The following is a 16,504-nucleotide window of genomic DNA, read 5'->3' on the forward strand; positions in this document are numbered from 1 at the left end:
ACACTCTGTAAAGATGGAATATATTGCGATCTCTTTACGCCCCTACACAGAAAATGGTGGACACAAAGTAGATTTTATCCTTTGGTGAGTGGATACGATGCATCAGTTGACTGAACAACTTGATGAGAAAAATGCACCACTTCTATAAAAAAAGTAACATAATCGAGAGATAGATTTCATCAACAACAGGGGAAGTGGGCATTTCTAGGCAATTTGGGTTGAGGTGGAATTGATAATGGGGTTCATGAATAAACAAGTCTTTCGGGTTGGATTTTCATTGTTAATGGCATTTTGGTTGGCGTTGGGTACGCTCACTCAGCCGGCGGTGGCTTTGACATCGGAACAAAAGCTGGTTTCGGAAGTTTGGCGAATTGTTAATCGCACTTATCTAGATGAGACGTTTAATCATCAAAACTGGGCGGCTGTCCGGCAAAAGGCTCTGGAGAAGCCGCTCACGGACTCAAATGCCAGTTATACGGCAATTGGGAAGATGCTCAAGAGCCTCGATGATCCTTTTACCCGCTTTTTAGATCCCGAACAGTACCGCAGCTTACAGGTCAATACTTCTGGGGAACTGACTGGGGTAGGATTGCAAATTGCCTTGAATCCTGAGACTGGGAAGTTGGAAGTAGTGGCTCCCATCGCCGGTTCACCAGCAGATAAAGCGGGGATTAGACCACGCGATCACATTCTTAAAATTGAGGGCGTTTCGACGGAAAATCTCACTCTTGATGAAGCTGCCACCAGAATGCGCGGGACGAGTGGCAGCCTTGTGACTCTGGTGATCGAACGGGACGGAGAGACACAAACAGAAATTAGATTGACACGCGATCGCATTGCCCTTAACCCTGTGGTCTCCGAATTACGTGTTTCCACTGAGGGTACACCTATTGGCTACCTTCGCCTGACTCAATTCAATGCCAACGCTTCAACGGAATTGGCACACGCTATTTCTAGTCTAGAAAAAAAAGGCGCTGCTGCCTACATTCTGGATTTACGCAATAATCCTGGGGGGCTATTGCAATCAGGAATTGAAATCGCCCGTCTGTGGTTAGACTCCGGCACTGTCGTCTACACTGTTAACCGACAAGGCATTCAGGGTAGTTTTGAAGCCCTTGGGCCAGCCCTGACAAACGATCCTCTGGTGATTTTGGTGAATCAAGGAACAGCTAGTGCCAGTGAGATTCTCGCTGGGGCACTCCAAGATAATGGTCGTGCCCAACTGGTAGGCGAAACCACCTTTGGCAAGGGCTTAATTCAATCTTTATTTGAATTATCAGATGGTTCGGGCTTGGCAGTCACAATTGCTAAGTATGAAACTCCTCAACATCGGGATATCAACAAACTAGGTATTAAGCCGGATAAGGTGATTTCCCAAGAGCCAATTAACCGCGAACAGATTGGCACGGAAGCGGATTTGCAATATCAAGCAGCAGTGGAACTTTTGGTTAAAAACTCGGTGATGGCGGGAAAGGCGTAAAAAGTTAGGAGAGACGCGATTAATCGCATCTGTACGTTAGGAGTTCGCCTTGTTCCCAGTCAGAGACTGGGAATCACCGAAATTGTTATCCGATAGCTCCTGAACTTGCTTTTTGTCAGGAACTATGAGATATTTTGTCTGAGATTGAAAATACTGTATTCCTATCGGATTACTGAAAGTTCTTGCTAAGTAGCAGGGTGTATAAACTTATTGACATGAATTTAAGTTTTTTCAGAAAGCATCCACTGTTGTTTGTCATCATAATTTTATTTGGGCTTTTTTTCAGTAGTACAGTAGTTGCAGCCAACTTAAAATTATATTTCGCTGCTCAGAAGTCTGGGTCAGTACAATCAGCAAATCCTCAAGCTATTGCGATCGCAGATCAACAACTACCTGTAGATAAATTACTAAAATTGATCCAGCAGCGATTGCTAATTGCACATGATGTAGCCCGGTGGAAATGGAATCACAAACGTCCTATTGAGGATCGAAAGCGGGAACAAGAGTTACTATTAAAGGTTAGGCAACAAGCAACAACCCATAGTTTAGAACCCGATACAGTTGCAGCATTTTTTCAAGCACAAATAGAAGCAGGAAAACTCATCCAAACAGTTGATTTTCAAAACTGGCAAAAGCAAGGCGTTAAATCTTTTCCTAACGTGCCAGATTTAAACCAGACATTGCGACCGTCGTTAGATAAATTAAACACAGAATTTATCTTTGCTTTAAAAGAACTGACTCCTGTTCTAGGTTGTCCGCAGATACGGCAATTAATTCAGTCACGTTCTCAGGTGATTATTCAGGGAGATGGTATTGATCAGCGAGTGCAGAGCCTAGCAATTTCACCCCTGCTGCAATTTCAAAGCGCTTCCTGCAAAGTGGGTAACTTCCGTTGATCGGGTTAGCGATACCTAATGCCAATTATGTATGAAGATGTGCCAAATTATTCATCCGATTGGACTGCCTGGGCTAACTGCTGCACAAAGGCTTGATGTTCGATAGAATTCACCCCTGCCTGTAATACGCTTAATACCTGTTGCATATCACCCGACAGTAAGGCAGATTGATCTAACCACAATCCTGGAAAGACTCGACTTTGAATCACACCTGCGGCATCAGGGTGCAGATTTATATACTCTCCTGCTTCTAAGTGGAACCAATCGATGCGCTGCTCAAACACCTGCCACACTAGGTATTCCTGTATTCCATTCCGCCGATAAGCACGCTTTTTGTCACCCAAATCAACCGTGGCACTACTGGCGGCAATTTCGGCAACCAGTTCTGGCGCTCCTTCCACATAACCATCCTGGCTCAGGTGCGTAGACGCGTAGCGGCTTGTCGTCAGACATCGCCCACTCGACTGAGCATCAATCAATAACACCGCGTCGGGTTGGGGTTCATTGTCCAAATCAAGGCGAACGGTTGGGTTATCACCAACACGCACTCCTGGGGTCATGGCCTGATACACTCCTAGCCAGGTTATGACTCTAGCATGAGGTTCAGCATGGGGTTCAAAACGCAGAGGTGAAGCCATGTAGACAGTTCCTTCAATCAATTCGGCTTTTTTCAGCTTTGGCATGGCGCTGTAGCGCCGCTCAAATTCAAAGCGGGTTAAGCGATCGCCGTTTTCCAATGGGGGAACTGTCAAACGCCAAAGCGAGGAACGAGGCATAAATTAGGGCAGCAACAAATTATTTTTATCCTACAATAACTATGATTTTCTCGCTGATGCCGACAACGGTAACTGAATCACAAATTTTGTGCCTTTGCCAACTTCAGATTCGACGATGATTTGACCGCCATGTTTTTCTACAATAATTTGACGAGCGATCGCAAGTCCTAATCCTGTACCGTTACCGACAGCTTTCGTCGTAAATAAATGGTCAAATATCTTTTGTTTTACCTCTTCAGTCATCCCCTTACCATTGTCAGCAATGGTAATTTTTACACTGCCATTTTCTAATGATGTTTTAATTGTTATGCGGTTAGGATTAAGCTTAATTTCTTCAAAACTCCGATTTGCATTTGATTCATCTAATGCATCAATAGCATTTGCTAAGATATTCATAAATACTTGATTTAATTGTCCAGGAAAACACTCAACTTGAGGAAAAGTGCTGTAGTCAGTTATCACTTCAATTGCTGGACGTTGTTCATTCGCCTTGAGACGATGTTTCAAAATTAAAATTGTGCTATCAATGCCTTGGCGAATATTAAATGGCACTTTATAATCTTTGTCGGCACGGGAAAAAGTTCGTAAACTGGTGCTGATATTTTTCAGACGATCGCACGCCATCGTCATGGAATCAATCATCTTGGGCAAGTCTTCTAAGCTATAATCTAGGTCGATTTCTTCAGCATGGTTTTTGATCTCATCACTGGCATTGGGCAGGCTTGATTGATAAAGTTTTAAGTGTTCGATAATATCACCAAAGGTAGGTTTAGCTTGTTTGAGACTGGCAGCAATAAAACCGAGAGGATTATTCATTTCGTGAGCCACACCAGCAACTAAGTTGCCCAGTGCTGACATTTTTTCACTTTGGACAATTTGTAATTGGGCGTTTTGCAGATTGTTCAACGCGTGTTCTAAGTCAAGTGATTTTTGCTGCAAGGCAAGTTCAACTTTTTTGCGATCGCTAATATCTCGCATCACAACTACAGCACCGACTTTGTTACCCAAAGGATCGAAGATTGCTTGTCCGCTTGCTAACAAAATTCTCGTAGAACCATGCTTCGGCGCAATTACCATTTCGGCATTTTCGACTATTTCCCCTTCCAAGGCGCGAAACAGAGGGATTTCTGTAATTGACAGAGGTGTTTGACCATCAGGTTGATAGAGTGAGAAGTGTTCTGCCCATTGTTCTGCTGGTAATGATTCCACTGGTAAGCCATGAAACTCACGAGTTGCGTTATTGAATAAGGTCAACTTGCCACTAGCATCACAAACAACAATCCCATCTGTAATATTGTGAATGATCACATTCAAAAACTCTCGTTCTTTGGCTAGAGATGCTTCGGCTTCTTTGCGTAAGCGAAGCTCGTTGTAGACATTGCTAATATCAATTACCACCCCATCCCATAAGATTGCGCCATCGGCTTGTCGCTCTGGACGAGCCGCAGATTGAATCCATTTCACGGTTCCTGAAGGCAGGATAATCCGCCATTCTTCCTTAAACGGTGTCAGAGTTTGGGCAGAGTAGGCGATCGCTTGGGCAATACCTGGTTGATCGTCAGGATGATTCATGGCGTAAAGGCTATCTGTCCCAGACATTACCAACTCTGGCGCTAAACCATACAAGTCGAGACAGCCAGAGCTAACGTAGGGTGTTGAAGTTGAACCGTCAGCTGCGATCCGGAATTGGTACACCATACCAGGAATATTATTCGCCAAATTTTGGAAGCGAACTTCACCAGCCTGCAATTTTGCTAGAGATTGTTCCAACTGTTGAGCATAGTTCTGGGAATTTCGATAAAGTCGAGCATTTTCTAAAGAGATTGCGACTTGAGTACAAAGTAAGTTCAGCAGTTCGACGCGATCGCGTGTAAAGGCTCCGCTTGCCAGATTATTTTCTAGATACAATATGCCAAGCAACTTACCCTGATGCAAAATCGGGCTGCACAAGATACTCTTGGGCTGCTGTTGCTGAATATACGGGTCATTGATTAATTGCGGATGCACCGTGGCATCAATAATTACTGCTGGTTTTAAGATGCGTTTGACGGTATTAATTAAGCTAACTGGCACATCAACAGAGTCTTCAATGGGTTGCGGGTTGAGCAACATTGGGTAAAAATCGATGTGGGCAATTCCCTTGTTCTGTCCAGATGTAACACCAGGGGAAAGCTGTGCTAAGGCGTGAATTAGCAAACAACCTGACTCCAAAAGCATGAACACACATTTATCGGCTCCGGCATTTTGAATGACGATATGCAGAAATACCGAGAGCAGTTTTTCGAGTTCGATTTCGCCAGAAAGGGTTTGGGAAGCTTTGAGAATGGTAGCTAAATCTAAAGCAACAGAGACGCTGCTACTGCTGGAACTGCTGGAACTGGTAGAGGTGACACTCTCTAATCTGAAAATAGTTTCATTAGTTGAGAGGGGAGAACGGGTTTGCTCTAAGATGTGGGCGAGGAGTTGGGGATAGCGTCGTTCCAAGTCGGCGACTTTGGCTTTAGCGCCCCAACGAGCATAGCCGTAGTAGGCTTGGGTCATGTATTCTTGGGCAATCCGCTCTTTGCCCCAGTTGAGGTAAAATTTAGCTGCTAGTTCATTGGCAAGTGCTTCTTCTTGGATGTAGGCGTTTTCTTTGGCTCCAATGATGGCGCGATCGTACAAGTCCATAGCCTCAGCTTTATTTCCTTGCACTCGCTGCTGTTCCGCCTCCACTAGATGAAATTTGTGCAAGAAATTCATCGGCGCATGTTCTGCCCACTTCTTCATTTTTTGCTGGTTGTTTGTGACTCTACTCAAAAAAGATTCTTGTTGTGAATCTGGCACGGATGGGTAGACTGCTAAGTGCGTCAAAGAATCATAGAAATACGATACTGGTACGACCAGAAGACCTGGCACTCCATCTAAATACTGTTCAGCTTGCAGCACATTTTCCTGTGCTTGTGGATAGTCACCAAACAAGTAGCAAAGAATCAATTTGTTAAAATAAAAGTGATGAAGCCCAGTTCTATCATTAGCATCCTTCATCTGTGGTAAAGCTGTTTCCTCGTTGTAGACTTCACCCTGTAAGATGTATGGATGTTCTGAGGGATTCAGTAAGTTCAAGACTGATTGTTGAAAGATTTGATGAAGACCTAAAGCATTTTCTTGCTTGAGTCGAGCTAAAACATCGCTAATGGTTGCCATTTCTTGTGCAACTATTGTTAGTTCCTGTCCCATTAGATATGTGTGCTGGTATTTATGTATGGCAGCATAGGCAGCAAATTGAAAATTGCCGCCTTCCAGTCCGCTTTGGTAGGCATCCCAAAGAATTGGCAACGTTTCTCTGACATGAATTTTGCCATGAGCTATACAAACTCCCATGACAAAAAATGCAGATGCTTTGATGTCTGGAGCATTGAACTTTTCTGCTACGTTTAAGGCTAATCTACCAAATTCATAAGCCGATTCAATATTTTGAAATATTGCATTTAAAAGGATACCGTAAGAAGCGTAACCATAACTTGAGTAAGGTGAATTGCCATATTTGATTGATAAATTTACCAGTTCACAAATAACCAAGGGAAACAGTATCGGTGCAGCTTGATAGGTAGCAGGGCCAATACTGACTAACATCCTGGCAGCAGATAGATGCTCAATATCTGTCATCAATGGTAAGTTAATCAATTCTTCGATATTCTTCCCCTCCAGATTGCTGGCGATTTGAGTCAGTGCTTGCTGAATGTCTGAGGGTTCGGGTGATTCTGGTATGCTTACCCCCACAAGTTTCAAGGCTTCTAACCCAATTTTGACTGCTTCTAACTTTTTGGCTTGCGCCATATCAGCTTGGATTTTGACTGCATAGATTTTCACTTTGTCAACAGAAGTTTTTGCCTGTTGCTGGACAATATCTACCCATTGCTCCATCTGCTGAAAATCGCCGTTGAGGTATGCGGTTTCTGCTGCTAGTTCAGACAGTGCGAGGGTGAGGTTGTAGTGGGTTTGCCAGCAAGACTGCCCCTGACTCAAGTTCAGCAAGGCGATACCAGTGGTGGAATATTCCAATGCAGCTGCATAAGCTGTTGCGGCTTTCGCTTTTTGTCCAGCCTTAAAATTGAGTTGAGCCAGTTCTATTTGCTGGGATGGTTCAATAATCAGAGATTTCCCGATATTGAGTTGATTGATAATCTCAAATAGGTTTTCATTGTGTTCTGTGACTGGCGTATTATTCAGCAGCAGTTGTCCAATTTTCAGGTGAGTTGCCTGTTTTTGCTCCTCTGGGATGAGCGAATAGGCAGCTTGTTGGACGCGATCGTGCAAGAATTTGTAACCACAGGTGTCAACTTTCTGTGCTGATGCTTGAACTGTGGCGGTTGATGTTTCACTTTGATAAAACTTGTAAACCTCATTGATCGGAATGATAAATCCCTCTTGCAATGCTTTCCACAAGTCCGAAGCGGTTTCTGTGTGGGATTTTTCCAAAACGATCGCTAGCGTCGCCAAATCAAAGTGATTGCCAATACAAGCTGCCAGTTTCAAAACATCTTGAGTGATGTCGGGCAATTTCTGAAGCTGTTGGGACATAAATTCCACCAGATCATCGGTGAGAGCCAGCGATGTCTGACGACAAGCCGCTACGCGTCTACGCACTTGCCCGACATCACACTGCCAAAAACCTGCTTCCCAATTAAAGGTAATCAGCCCATCTTCATACAGCGCTTTCAGAAACTGAGTCGTGAAAAAGGGATTGCCTTTGGCTTTTTGATAAACTAATTCTGTTAACGGCAATGCCTTGCTCGTTGCACAACTGAGCGAGTCGGCGATTAAATGGTTCACATCTGCTTGACTCAAGGAACCTAGAGTCAGAGTGTTGAGAGGTGAGGATGCTTTTTCAATTTCATCTAGCGTTAACATCAGTGAATGAGCCGCAAACACCTCATTATCGCGGTATGCGCCAATAATGAACAGATAACCGCGATTGCTTGCCATCAACAGCTTCAGCAAATTGAGCGATACCGAATCTGCCCATTGCAAGTCATCGAGAAATATCACTAACGGATGCTCTCTTGTGGTGAAGACTTGAATGAAATTTTGGAACAGCAGATGGAAACGGTTTTCGGCTGCACTGCCCGATAATTCAGCGATCGCAGGCTGTTTACCGATTATCTGTTCCAATTCAGGAATCACCTCGATCAGGACTTGCCCGTTCTCTCCAACTGCGGCTAAAATCTGACTCTGCCATTGCTCCAGTTGGGTATCACTTTCACTGAGCAACTGTGCCATGAAATCACGAAAAGCTTGCACAAAAGCAGAGAGAGGAATGTTGCGGTTGAACTGGTCGTATTTCCCTTTGATAAAGTAGCCGTTCCACCGGACGATGGGCTTATGCACTTCATTGACGACGGCAGTTTTGCCAATGCCAGAGAAACCTGCCACCAGCATCAGTTCACAGCCACCATTGGCAACATGACCAAATGCCTCCAATAACGTCTGGACTTCCGATTCGCGTCCGTAGAGTTTTTCGGGGATGAGAAAGCGATCGCTGATATCGCGCTGTCCCAATTCAAACCAGGTATGCTTGCCTGTTTCTCGCCACTGTTCTAGGCAGGTAACAAGGTCATGTTTAAGTCCCAGCGCACTCTGATAGCGATCTTCGGCATTCTTCGCCATCAGTTTGCGGACAATCTCGCCCAGCATCAAAGGCAAATCGGGATTCAAATCGCAGAGGAAGGGTGGAAGCTTTGCAATGTGGCAATGCACCAATTCCATCGGGTCATGAGACTCAAAGGGCAGTTCTTTGCTCAATAGTTCAAAGAAAGTCACACCTAATGAATAGAAGTCGCTGCGGTAGTCAATGCCCCGGTTCATCCGTCCGGTTTGCTCTGGGGAAACATACGCTAGCGTTCCCTCCAGTCCGTTGATGCTCTGGATCTCTTGGGTTTCTCGTGGTAAAAGCGAGGCAATGCTGAAGTCAATCAGCTTAATTTGTTTCGTATCGGGGTGAATCAGGATGTTGGCTGGCTTAATGTCTTTGTGAATGACGCGCTGTTGATGTAACAGGTGTAGCGTGTCTAGCAGTTGCAGAGCAATTCCTTGGAATTGCTCTAAAGTCAATGGTCGTCCTTGGGTAAATTCCCGCAAAGAAATGCCGCCAAAGTCTTCCATCACTAAGGCATAGCCGTTGCGATGAGCTTCTAAGCTGTAGGGCTTGATGATCTGGGGAATATCTAGATTTTTAGCGATCGCATATTGGTTGCGAAACTGTATTAATTCACTGAAAGTAGGGTATTCTCGTTTTAGGAGCTTGATCACAACTGGTAGGCGATCGCCTTCTCGAACTGCCCGATATACTTGAGTACGAGAACCTGAATAAAGTTGCTCAATGATTTGGTAGCCAGCGATCGTTACAGTTCCATCAACTTTTGCGCTCATAAACTTTTCCGAGAATTCCTGTGTACTAAAGTTAGAATTCCCAGGAGAATATCTTAGTTAACAAACTTTACAAAACTTGTATTGGCAAGAGGCAGGAAAGCACTTTAAGTAGATGTGGCGATCGCTTTTTGATGACTTATACCATTTCACACAAAGCCTGATACATATAGATTTTTCGTAGGGGCACAGCATTGCTGTGCCCCTACCAACGTATTTGTATCATTATTAAAGTAAAACGGTATTAACGAGTCTTTGAACTGGATTCATCCACCTCTGAACTCCGTTAACGAGTCTTTGAACGCCAGAGGCTGGAAACGAGATTTTAAATCAGTTTTGGCTTAAGTTGACACCAATGAGCATTGCTGTGCCCCTACCGCGTGGTCTATTTACCTGAAAATAGCTGTAATTTGTCAGTCCCTTAATACTCGCGGACGGAGATTATCAGGGCTGTATCCGCAGCAAAGCTGGTAAATCCAGAGAGGCGAGGTGTTGATAAGCTTGATCCATAACACGCCTACCTCTGAGAAAGCCAGTATTAGCTCCGGGACAAATGTAGCGGAGAGTTTCTGGTGTAAAACGTTCTAACAAGAAGCGAAGACTGTTAATTTGCCTAGGCCAGTGAAAGGTTTTCGCTGTCCGTAATGGTAGTGGTTGACCCTGTTGGTTAGGAACTAAATGGCGACCAGAAAACAATATACCTCCAAATTCCCTGTAGTAGAGGCAAGATGAGCCGGGAGAATGCCCTGGTGTCCAAATCACTTGTGTAGCGGTATCGAGAGTAAATTCCTGCCTAAAGGTAGTTACGGTTAAGCCTGGTAATAAATAAGCTTCTTGCTCTTGAATCAGCACCTCGCAACCAAAGGTTTGCTGAATTTCAGCAGTTTTGCCAATAGCGCCTCGATGGGTGATAAATAACCAACGCACGCCGCCATGCGCTCCTAAGAAATCTTGATTTGTTTGGTCTAGGGCAGGGCAATCTATGAGGATATTGCCTTCATTTCTTACAATAAAATAAGAGGTTCCCCCTAATGTGTCCCGATTGGGTGGAAAGGCAAAAATGCTCTCTGGGGCGAAGTCCGATTGCAGAGAACCTCCGCTAGGAACTTCGTCAAGAAAGACAGCCCGTGGTGGCTTAGTTGTATGACTTGGCACTTGAGGTAAAGGGCACATGATCAAAAAACCGAAACTGAGAAATTGTGAACAATCTGGTGACAGTGTGGAAATTCTGAAGAATTGAGACTTAAGCCTTAAACAGCACTGTTAACCGTTGGGAATAAAATTGGGGTTTCAGGTCTGCCTTGTAGTTAATGCTATGGTGCTGAAGCTACTGGTGGGGCGTTTTGTCCAAATTACTGAAGAGAATATGGCATTTTGGTTTCTGTTTATCCTCCTACTAGGGCTAGCTACTTATCTAATGGTGCAGCACAGCGTCGCTCAGATCACCCGGACGCCAGTGTGGTTGTTATGGCTGGTTTTAATGACACCAGCATTTCTGTTGAGTGGATGGACGCTGATATATGGGGCGAAACAACCTCCGCCGCCAGCGCTGATTCTCTGGGCGTTATTTGTCTGCACACTATTGTACTGGACGTTGTTTCAATGGGGGCGTCAAGCGCCAACAGATACACAGACCGAAGCCCAAGCTCAAGCCTCCGAATCACAGCCGACTATCCAACCTACCCCAGAACCAATAGTGCGTCCCATTGAGCTAACAGAAGAAACCCAACTACGAAATTGTTTTCCTTGGTCTGTATACTACGTTCAAAATATTGAGTATCGACCACAAGCTGTGATTTGCCGTGGTCAGTTGCGAACTAAAGCCAGCAACGCCTACCAGCAGATTAAGACTAATATTGAAGCACAATTTGGCGATCGCTTCGTGCTGATCTTTCAAGAAGGTTTAAATGACAAACCTTTCTTTGTGCTGGTTCCTAACACTCAAGCTGCTAAAGAGAGAAATACACCACCACGCAACCAGGAACGGTTAACTCGACCCGGATTAGCGCTTCTACTGCTAGCAGCTACTTTGGTAACTACTACCTTGGTGGGAATGGAAAATGCTGGTGTTTCTCTCCCGCCTATCTGGAAAATTGGCTCTTTGTTCAAAGTTCTATCTAACCCAGATGCCCTATTCAAAGGATTGCCCTATGCTTTAGGACTAATGACTATTTTGGGTATTCACGAACTTGGGCATTATTTGACAGCTAAATTTTACAATATTCGCTCGACGTTGCCTTACTTTATTCCCGTGCCTTTCTTCTTGGGAACTTTTGGCGCATTTATTCAGATGCGTAGTCCTATTCCTAACCGCAAAGCTTTATTTGATATTAGTATCGCTGGTCCAATTGCAGGTTTTGTTATAACCTTGCCATTACTAATATGGGGCTTGGCTCATTCTGACGTGGTTTCCCTGAACGAAAAAACCCGAGTTTTGAATCTTGATGCTCTTAATCCCAAGTATTCAATTTTACTGGCGCTACTCTCGAAGTTAGCCTTGGGAAGTCAGTTAACAGCAAAATCAGCCCTTGACTTACACCCAGTTGCAGTCGCTGGTTTTCTGGGATTAGTTGTCACGGCGTTAAATTTAATGCCTGTAGGACAACTAGATGGAGGTCACATTGTCCATGCGATGTTTGGACAACGAATTGCAATGGTAATTGGTCAAATTGCTCGCGTATTGTTGCTATTACTTTCTTTAGTTCGGGAAGAATTTTTGGTGTGGGCGATTATCTTATTATTTATGCCGTTGGTTGATGAACCGGCGCTGAATGATGTGACGGAATTGGATAATGGACGTGACATTTGGGGATTACTGGCAATCGCTTTACTGATTATAATTGTTCTGCCATTACCGCAGGCGATCGCTAACTTTTTGCAAATTTAAAAAGTATCAACGCCAGAGAAAAATATATCTAAATTTTTTCCCAACTATGGAATTAACCACAGGTTGGTATTTTGTGATTTGAACTTGTTCCCCAGTAAAATAATCTGGTAGGGTGCGTTATGGACATTAGTCCTAACGCACTGGCTCCCCTACAAAACTAACTAGATACTGAATTAGCCGCCTCGGAAGGCTTCGCTGCTGGTGGAAAACCACCCATGCGAATCTCAGAAGTGAAGGAAGTGATACTAAGTCCACCAAAACTTTTCAGGACATTTACCCGCATTCGCAAATTAGGGCTAGCAAACCACAGACGTTCCTCAGAACTCATGGTTTCATCCTCTGTAGTGAGAGTCAAAGCACCATCACTATCAATTTTATAGCGTCCGGCAACTGGAGTTTTATCGGCCTCAACTATTTCTCGTAGTAACTTGCCTTGATCTGGATTATCTGCATCAGGCGCCAAAACTAACACAGTTGAACCACTGTGTTTTGCTTGATCTTTTTCCATTGTGCCGTTCCAAGTAATTTTGGTAGCACAAGAGGCAGAACTAAGATTAATTTTGTACTGTTGACACAGTTTAATCACTTCTGGATCATCTACTGCCAGTGTCTCAATGATAATGTCTGACTTGCTATTTTCAGATTGGTTAAAAGCCAAATGTTGACTAGTACGATGAGAAAACCATTTACCAGCACTTAACTGAAAAAACTCTTCAATATTCATGAATGAAATTACCCTGCATCAAAATGCTAAAATTCCCACTTAATTATGATTAAAATATAGTAGGAAACTTTAATATTAAGCTTGATTGGCTCTTTCCTCAAGCTTCTTCAGTCCAATCCTGGCTGCCTCAGCAACGTTGAAATGATTGTCTTTTTCCAGGTATTTTAAAGCTGAGACACTCTTGGGAGTAGGAAGATTTCCCAAAGCTTCTGCTAAACGCTGCCTTACTAACCAATCATCTGATTGAGCGAAGCGCAGGATCTGATCGACAGATTCAATGTCTTGAATTTCTCCCAGTGCAGAGATTGCAGCTTGTTGCAACACTACTTCTTCGCTATCCAATGCCCGAAGCAGAATTTGACGCGCACGCGGATCTTTAATATTACCTAGAGAAACGGCGGCACTAAAGCGTACTAGCCAATCAGTATCTTCATAAAATGCCCGTGAAAGCACTTCAAAGGCTCTAGCATCACCCAAATATCCTAAAGCACCGGCAGCATCAGCCCGTATACCATAATCGGGGTCATTTTCGAGAATTCTGACCAAAATTGCATAACATTCTGGCGTCGGCTTGATTCCAAGAGCAAATATTGCCATCGATCGCAGTTGCAAAGATTCGTCATCTAGTACCTTTTTAATCAAAGGGACTGCATCCTCAGCAGCAACATGACGCAGATTCGCCAGGGCTACCATGCGATCGCGTAAATTCGGACTCTCTAACTGAGTAGAAATTTCTTGTAAGCTTAGAGTTGCCATTTGGTTCAAAGCATTTTCTTTACTTATCTTAATTTACTCGATCCGTTCATCAGGCTGTCACCATAGTGAAGTAGGAGTTTGGCTACTTGACAAAGTGCCTCAACTATGATTTTAAAATAAACAGATGTTACTTCCGGCGAGATTGTGTATTGAATTTAGCAGTCAGATTTAACACAACGCTGTGCATAGCTTGCTTAAGAGCCGGATTACGCTAACGCACCTTCAAAGCAATCTTAAGAATATATTCTGCTATTTTTTAAACCGGACTATTTCTATAAGTCTGGTTCAAACTATATATTTGAACTAGGTTTGAGAACGGAGAGGGAGGGATTCGAACCCTCGTTAAGTTGCCCTAAACAGACTTTCCAGGTCTGCGCCTTAAACCGCTCGGCCACCTCTCCAGGTGCCACAAGTTACGATAATACTATAGAATCGCAGAAAATGCAAAGATAAAGAAAGATATTTTCGATTGAATCTGAAAGTCCCAATCCCAAAAAGCAAATCCAGATGTCCCGTACATACACAATTAGAGTTAGCGATCGCGCCACTGGCAAAACATACACCCTAGAAGTTCCAGAAGACCGCTACATCCTGCACTCTGGCGAAAAACAAGGGGTGGAACTGCCGTTTTCCTGCCGCAACGGGGCTTGCACCACTTGTGCTGTGAGAGTGTTGTCAGGAGAAATTTATCAACCAGAGGCGATCGGATTATCGCCAGATTTACGTCGGCAAGGTTATGCCTTGTTGTGTGTGAGTTACCCCCGCTCTGACTTGGAGGTGGAGACACAAGACGAAGATGAAGTCTACGAACTCCAGTTTGGACGCTATTTTGCTAGGGGGAGAGTTAAAGCGGGTTTACCCTTAGATGAAGATTAAACAATTCAAAATCACCAAAGCTCTGATGCCTGTACATTTTAGTAACTGGGTGCGAAAAATAGCTATTTTGTCTTGCTTATTGCTCTTGATGAGTTGCCAAGATAAAAACCAGCTGCCAAACAATGAAGCTCAGGTGAAAGTAGCACGGGTAGTTAGTGGGCAAAGTTTGGAAGTGTTAGGCATGGCTGAACAACCAAATTTGATTTCCCAAGTGCGGTTAGTTGGTGTTGATGCACCAGATTTGCGACAGAGACCTTGGGGGGAAGCAGCAAAAGAACAGTTAGAGAATCTAATTGGTGGTGCAGAACAATCGGTAACGCTGGAGTTTGATTTAGAAGCAAAAGACAAAATCGGTCGAACTCTAGCTTATGTGTGGAAAAATAAGGTGTTGTTGAATGAAGAATTGGTGAAACAAGGGAATGCAATGTTTGTTGGGCGATCGCCTAACCACAAATATGACCAGCGTTTAGAACGTGCCCAACAATGGGCTAGACTCATGGGGCAAGGAATCTGGAATGCAGAAAAACCCATGCGCCTCACTCCCGGCGAGTTTCGCCGCCAAAATCTTTGAGGAGTGGGGAGTAAGAATTTTAGATTTTAGATTTTAGATTTTAGATTGAAATTTAATCCAAAATCGTCAATCCCAAATCCAAAATTGAATTGCCCAATGCCCAATGCCCAATGCCCCATGCCCAATAACAAATGACTAATCTACAAATTTTTCTAGATATTGCTACGGAAGCGGCCTTAGCTGCTGGTACTATTTTGCAAGGTTACTTGGGTAAGTTAGAAGACGCAATTATTGAAAAAGGACGCCCTGGTGATTTAGTCACCGTTGCTGATAAAGCCTCAGAAGAGTTGATTTTAGAACTTTTGCGCCGCCACTTTCCCCAGCATTCTATCCTCGCTGAAGAATCAGGGAAATTAGGTAATCAAGAGAATGAATACCTCTGGGCAATAGATCCTCTAGATGGCACAACCAACTATGCCCATCAATATCCATTTTTTGCGGTTTCCATCGGGCTGTTAATTAATGGCGTTCCGCAAGTTGGTGTAATTTATGACCCATTTCACAATGAGCTATTCCGTGCGGCTGCTGGCTTAGGAGCAACGCGAAACCGTCATCTCATCAAGGTTTCGGTAACATCGGAACTGAATAAAAGCCTACTAGTGACAGGATTTGCCTACGATCGCCGCGAAACCTCTGATAACAACTACGCAGAATTTAGTCACCTTACCCATCTTACCCAAGGAGTCAGACGTAGCGGTTCGGCTTCGCTAGATTTGGCCTATGTTGCCTGTGGACGTGTCGATGGTTACTGGGAACGAGGGCTTGCTCCTTGGGATATTGCCGCCGGGATAATTTTGATACAAGAAGCTGGGGGCAAAGTTACCGCCTACGATGGCAATCCCGTCAAAATTGAATCAGGTAGAATTCTCGCAACAAATAGTTATATTCACGACTCTCTCAGTAACGAACTTTCACAAGTTCCGCCACTGTCAGCGTGGGTGTGAGGGGAGTGGGGAGTGGGGAGTGGGGAGTGGGGGATGAAGGGGATGAGGGAGATGAGGGAGATGAGGGAGATGAGGGAGCAGGGGAAGATGAACTATTGCCCAATGCCCAATGCCCAATGCCCAATGCCCAATGCCCAATGCCCAATGCCCAATGCCCAGTCACTAATCACTGATCAAGCGAAGTAA

Annotated in this window: 12 protein-coding genes and 1 tRNA gene; 7 read left to right on the forward strand and 6 right to left on the reverse strand. The window is 44.2% G+C overall.

The features are described from left to right. Positions 1–235: 235 nt before the first annotated feature. Both ctpA and aroQ read left to right on the forward strand, forming a co-directional pair. Positions 236–1,480, forward strand: coding sequence for a carboxyl-terminal processing protease CtpA (gene ctpA / locus V7L05_RS24855; RefSeq protein ID WP_335168027.1), 1,245 nt, complete (start codon positions 236–238; stop codon positions 1,478–1,480). A 215-nt stretch (positions 1,481–1,695) separates the two neighbouring features. Next, a complete protein-coding gene (gene aroQ, locus V7L05_RS24860) occupies positions 1,696–2,376 on the forward strand; it encodes a gamma subclass chorismate mutase AroQ (protein WP_335168028.1) in 681 nt (226 codons plus the stop codon). 47 nt (positions 2,377–2,423) lie between these two features. Here aroQ and V7L05_RS24865 read toward each other — a convergent pair whose 3' ends face one another. The 3 genes from V7L05_RS24865 to V7L05_RS24875 form a co-directional block, all read right to left on the reverse strand. Further along, complete coding sequence (locus V7L05_RS24865; protein ID WP_335168030.1) at positions 2,424–3,152, reverse strand: Uma2 family endonuclease; 729 nt, start codon at positions 3,150–3,152, stop codon at positions 2,424–2,426. A gap of 39 nt (positions 3,153–3,191) precedes the next feature. Then, positions 3,192–9,563 (reverse strand): ATP-binding sensor histidine kinase, encoded by a 6,372-nt coding sequence (locus V7L05_RS24870; protein WP_335168032.1) that lies wholly within the window; start codon positions 9,561–9,563, stop codon positions 3,192–3,194. A gap of 441 nt (positions 9,564–10,004) precedes the next feature. Then, on the reverse strand, positions 10,005–10,733 hold the full coding sequence (locus V7L05_RS24875) for an MBL fold metallo-hydrolase (protein ID WP_335168034.1): 729 nt from the start codon (positions 10,731–10,733) through the stop codon (positions 10,005–10,007). 193 nt (positions 10,734–10,926) lie between these two features. Here V7L05_RS24875 and V7L05_RS24880 point away from each other — a divergent pair, with 193 nt between their 5' ends. Further along, positions 10,927–12,447 carry a site-2 protease family protein gene (locus V7L05_RS24880; protein WP_335168116.1) on the forward strand — a complete coding sequence of 507 codons (1,521 nt, stop codon included), beginning with the start codon at positions 10,927–10,929 and terminating at the stop codon, positions 12,445–12,447. Between the two features lie 157 nt (positions 12,448–12,604). On the opposite strand, the gene V7L05_RS24885 is transcribed toward V7L05_RS24880, so the two are convergent. The 3 genes from V7L05_RS24885 to V7L05_RS24895 form a co-directional block, all read right to left on the reverse strand. Beyond that, entirely contained in the window at positions 12,605–13,171 is a 567-nt protein-coding gene (locus V7L05_RS24885; protein ID WP_335168036.1) for a phycobiliprotein lyase, read from the reverse strand. 75 nt (positions 13,172–13,246) lie between these two features. After that, a complete protein-coding gene (locus V7L05_RS24890; RefSeq protein WP_335168038.1) occupies positions 13,247–13,927 on the reverse strand; it encodes a HEAT repeat domain-containing protein in 681 nt (226 codons plus the stop codon). Positions 13,928–14,243: 316 nt separating this feature from the next. Further along, positions 14,244–14,328, reverse strand: a tRNA-Ser gene (locus V7L05_RS24895). Between the two features lie 106 nt (positions 14,329–14,434). Here V7L05_RS24895 and V7L05_RS24900 point away from each other — a divergent pair. The 4 genes from V7L05_RS24900 to V7L05_RS24915 all read left to right on the forward strand — a co-directional run bounded on the left by V7L05_RS24900 (position 14,435) and on the right by V7L05_RS24915 (position 16,491). Then, positions 14,435–14,803, forward strand: coding sequence for a 2Fe-2S iron-sulfur cluster-binding protein (locus V7L05_RS24900; protein WP_334944103.1), 369 nt, complete (start codon positions 14,435–14,437; stop codon positions 14,801–14,803). A 25-nt stretch (positions 14,804–14,828) separates the two neighbouring features. Beyond that, complete coding sequence (locus V7L05_RS24905) at positions 14,829–15,374, forward strand: thermonuclease family protein (RefSeq protein ID WP_335168118.1); 546 nt, start codon at positions 14,829–14,831, stop codon at positions 15,372–15,374. A gap of 131 nt (positions 15,375–15,505) precedes the next feature. Next, complete coding sequence (locus V7L05_RS24910; protein ID WP_335168040.1) at positions 15,506–16,318, forward strand: inositol monophosphatase family protein; 813 nt, start codon at positions 15,506–15,508, stop codon at positions 16,316–16,318. Positions 16,319–16,323: 5 nt separating this feature from the next. Further along, positions 16,324–16,491, forward strand: a complete 168-nt coding sequence (locus V7L05_RS24915) for a histidine kinase (RefSeq protein WP_335168042.1) — start codon at positions 16,324–16,326, stop codon at positions 16,489–16,491. The last annotated feature ends 13 nt before the right edge of the window (positions 16,492–16,504 follow it).

Source organism: Nostoc sp. (genome assembly GCF_036917755.1).
Lineage (GTDB): Bacteria > Cyanobacteriota > Cyanobacteriia > Cyanobacteriales > Nostocaceae > Nostoc.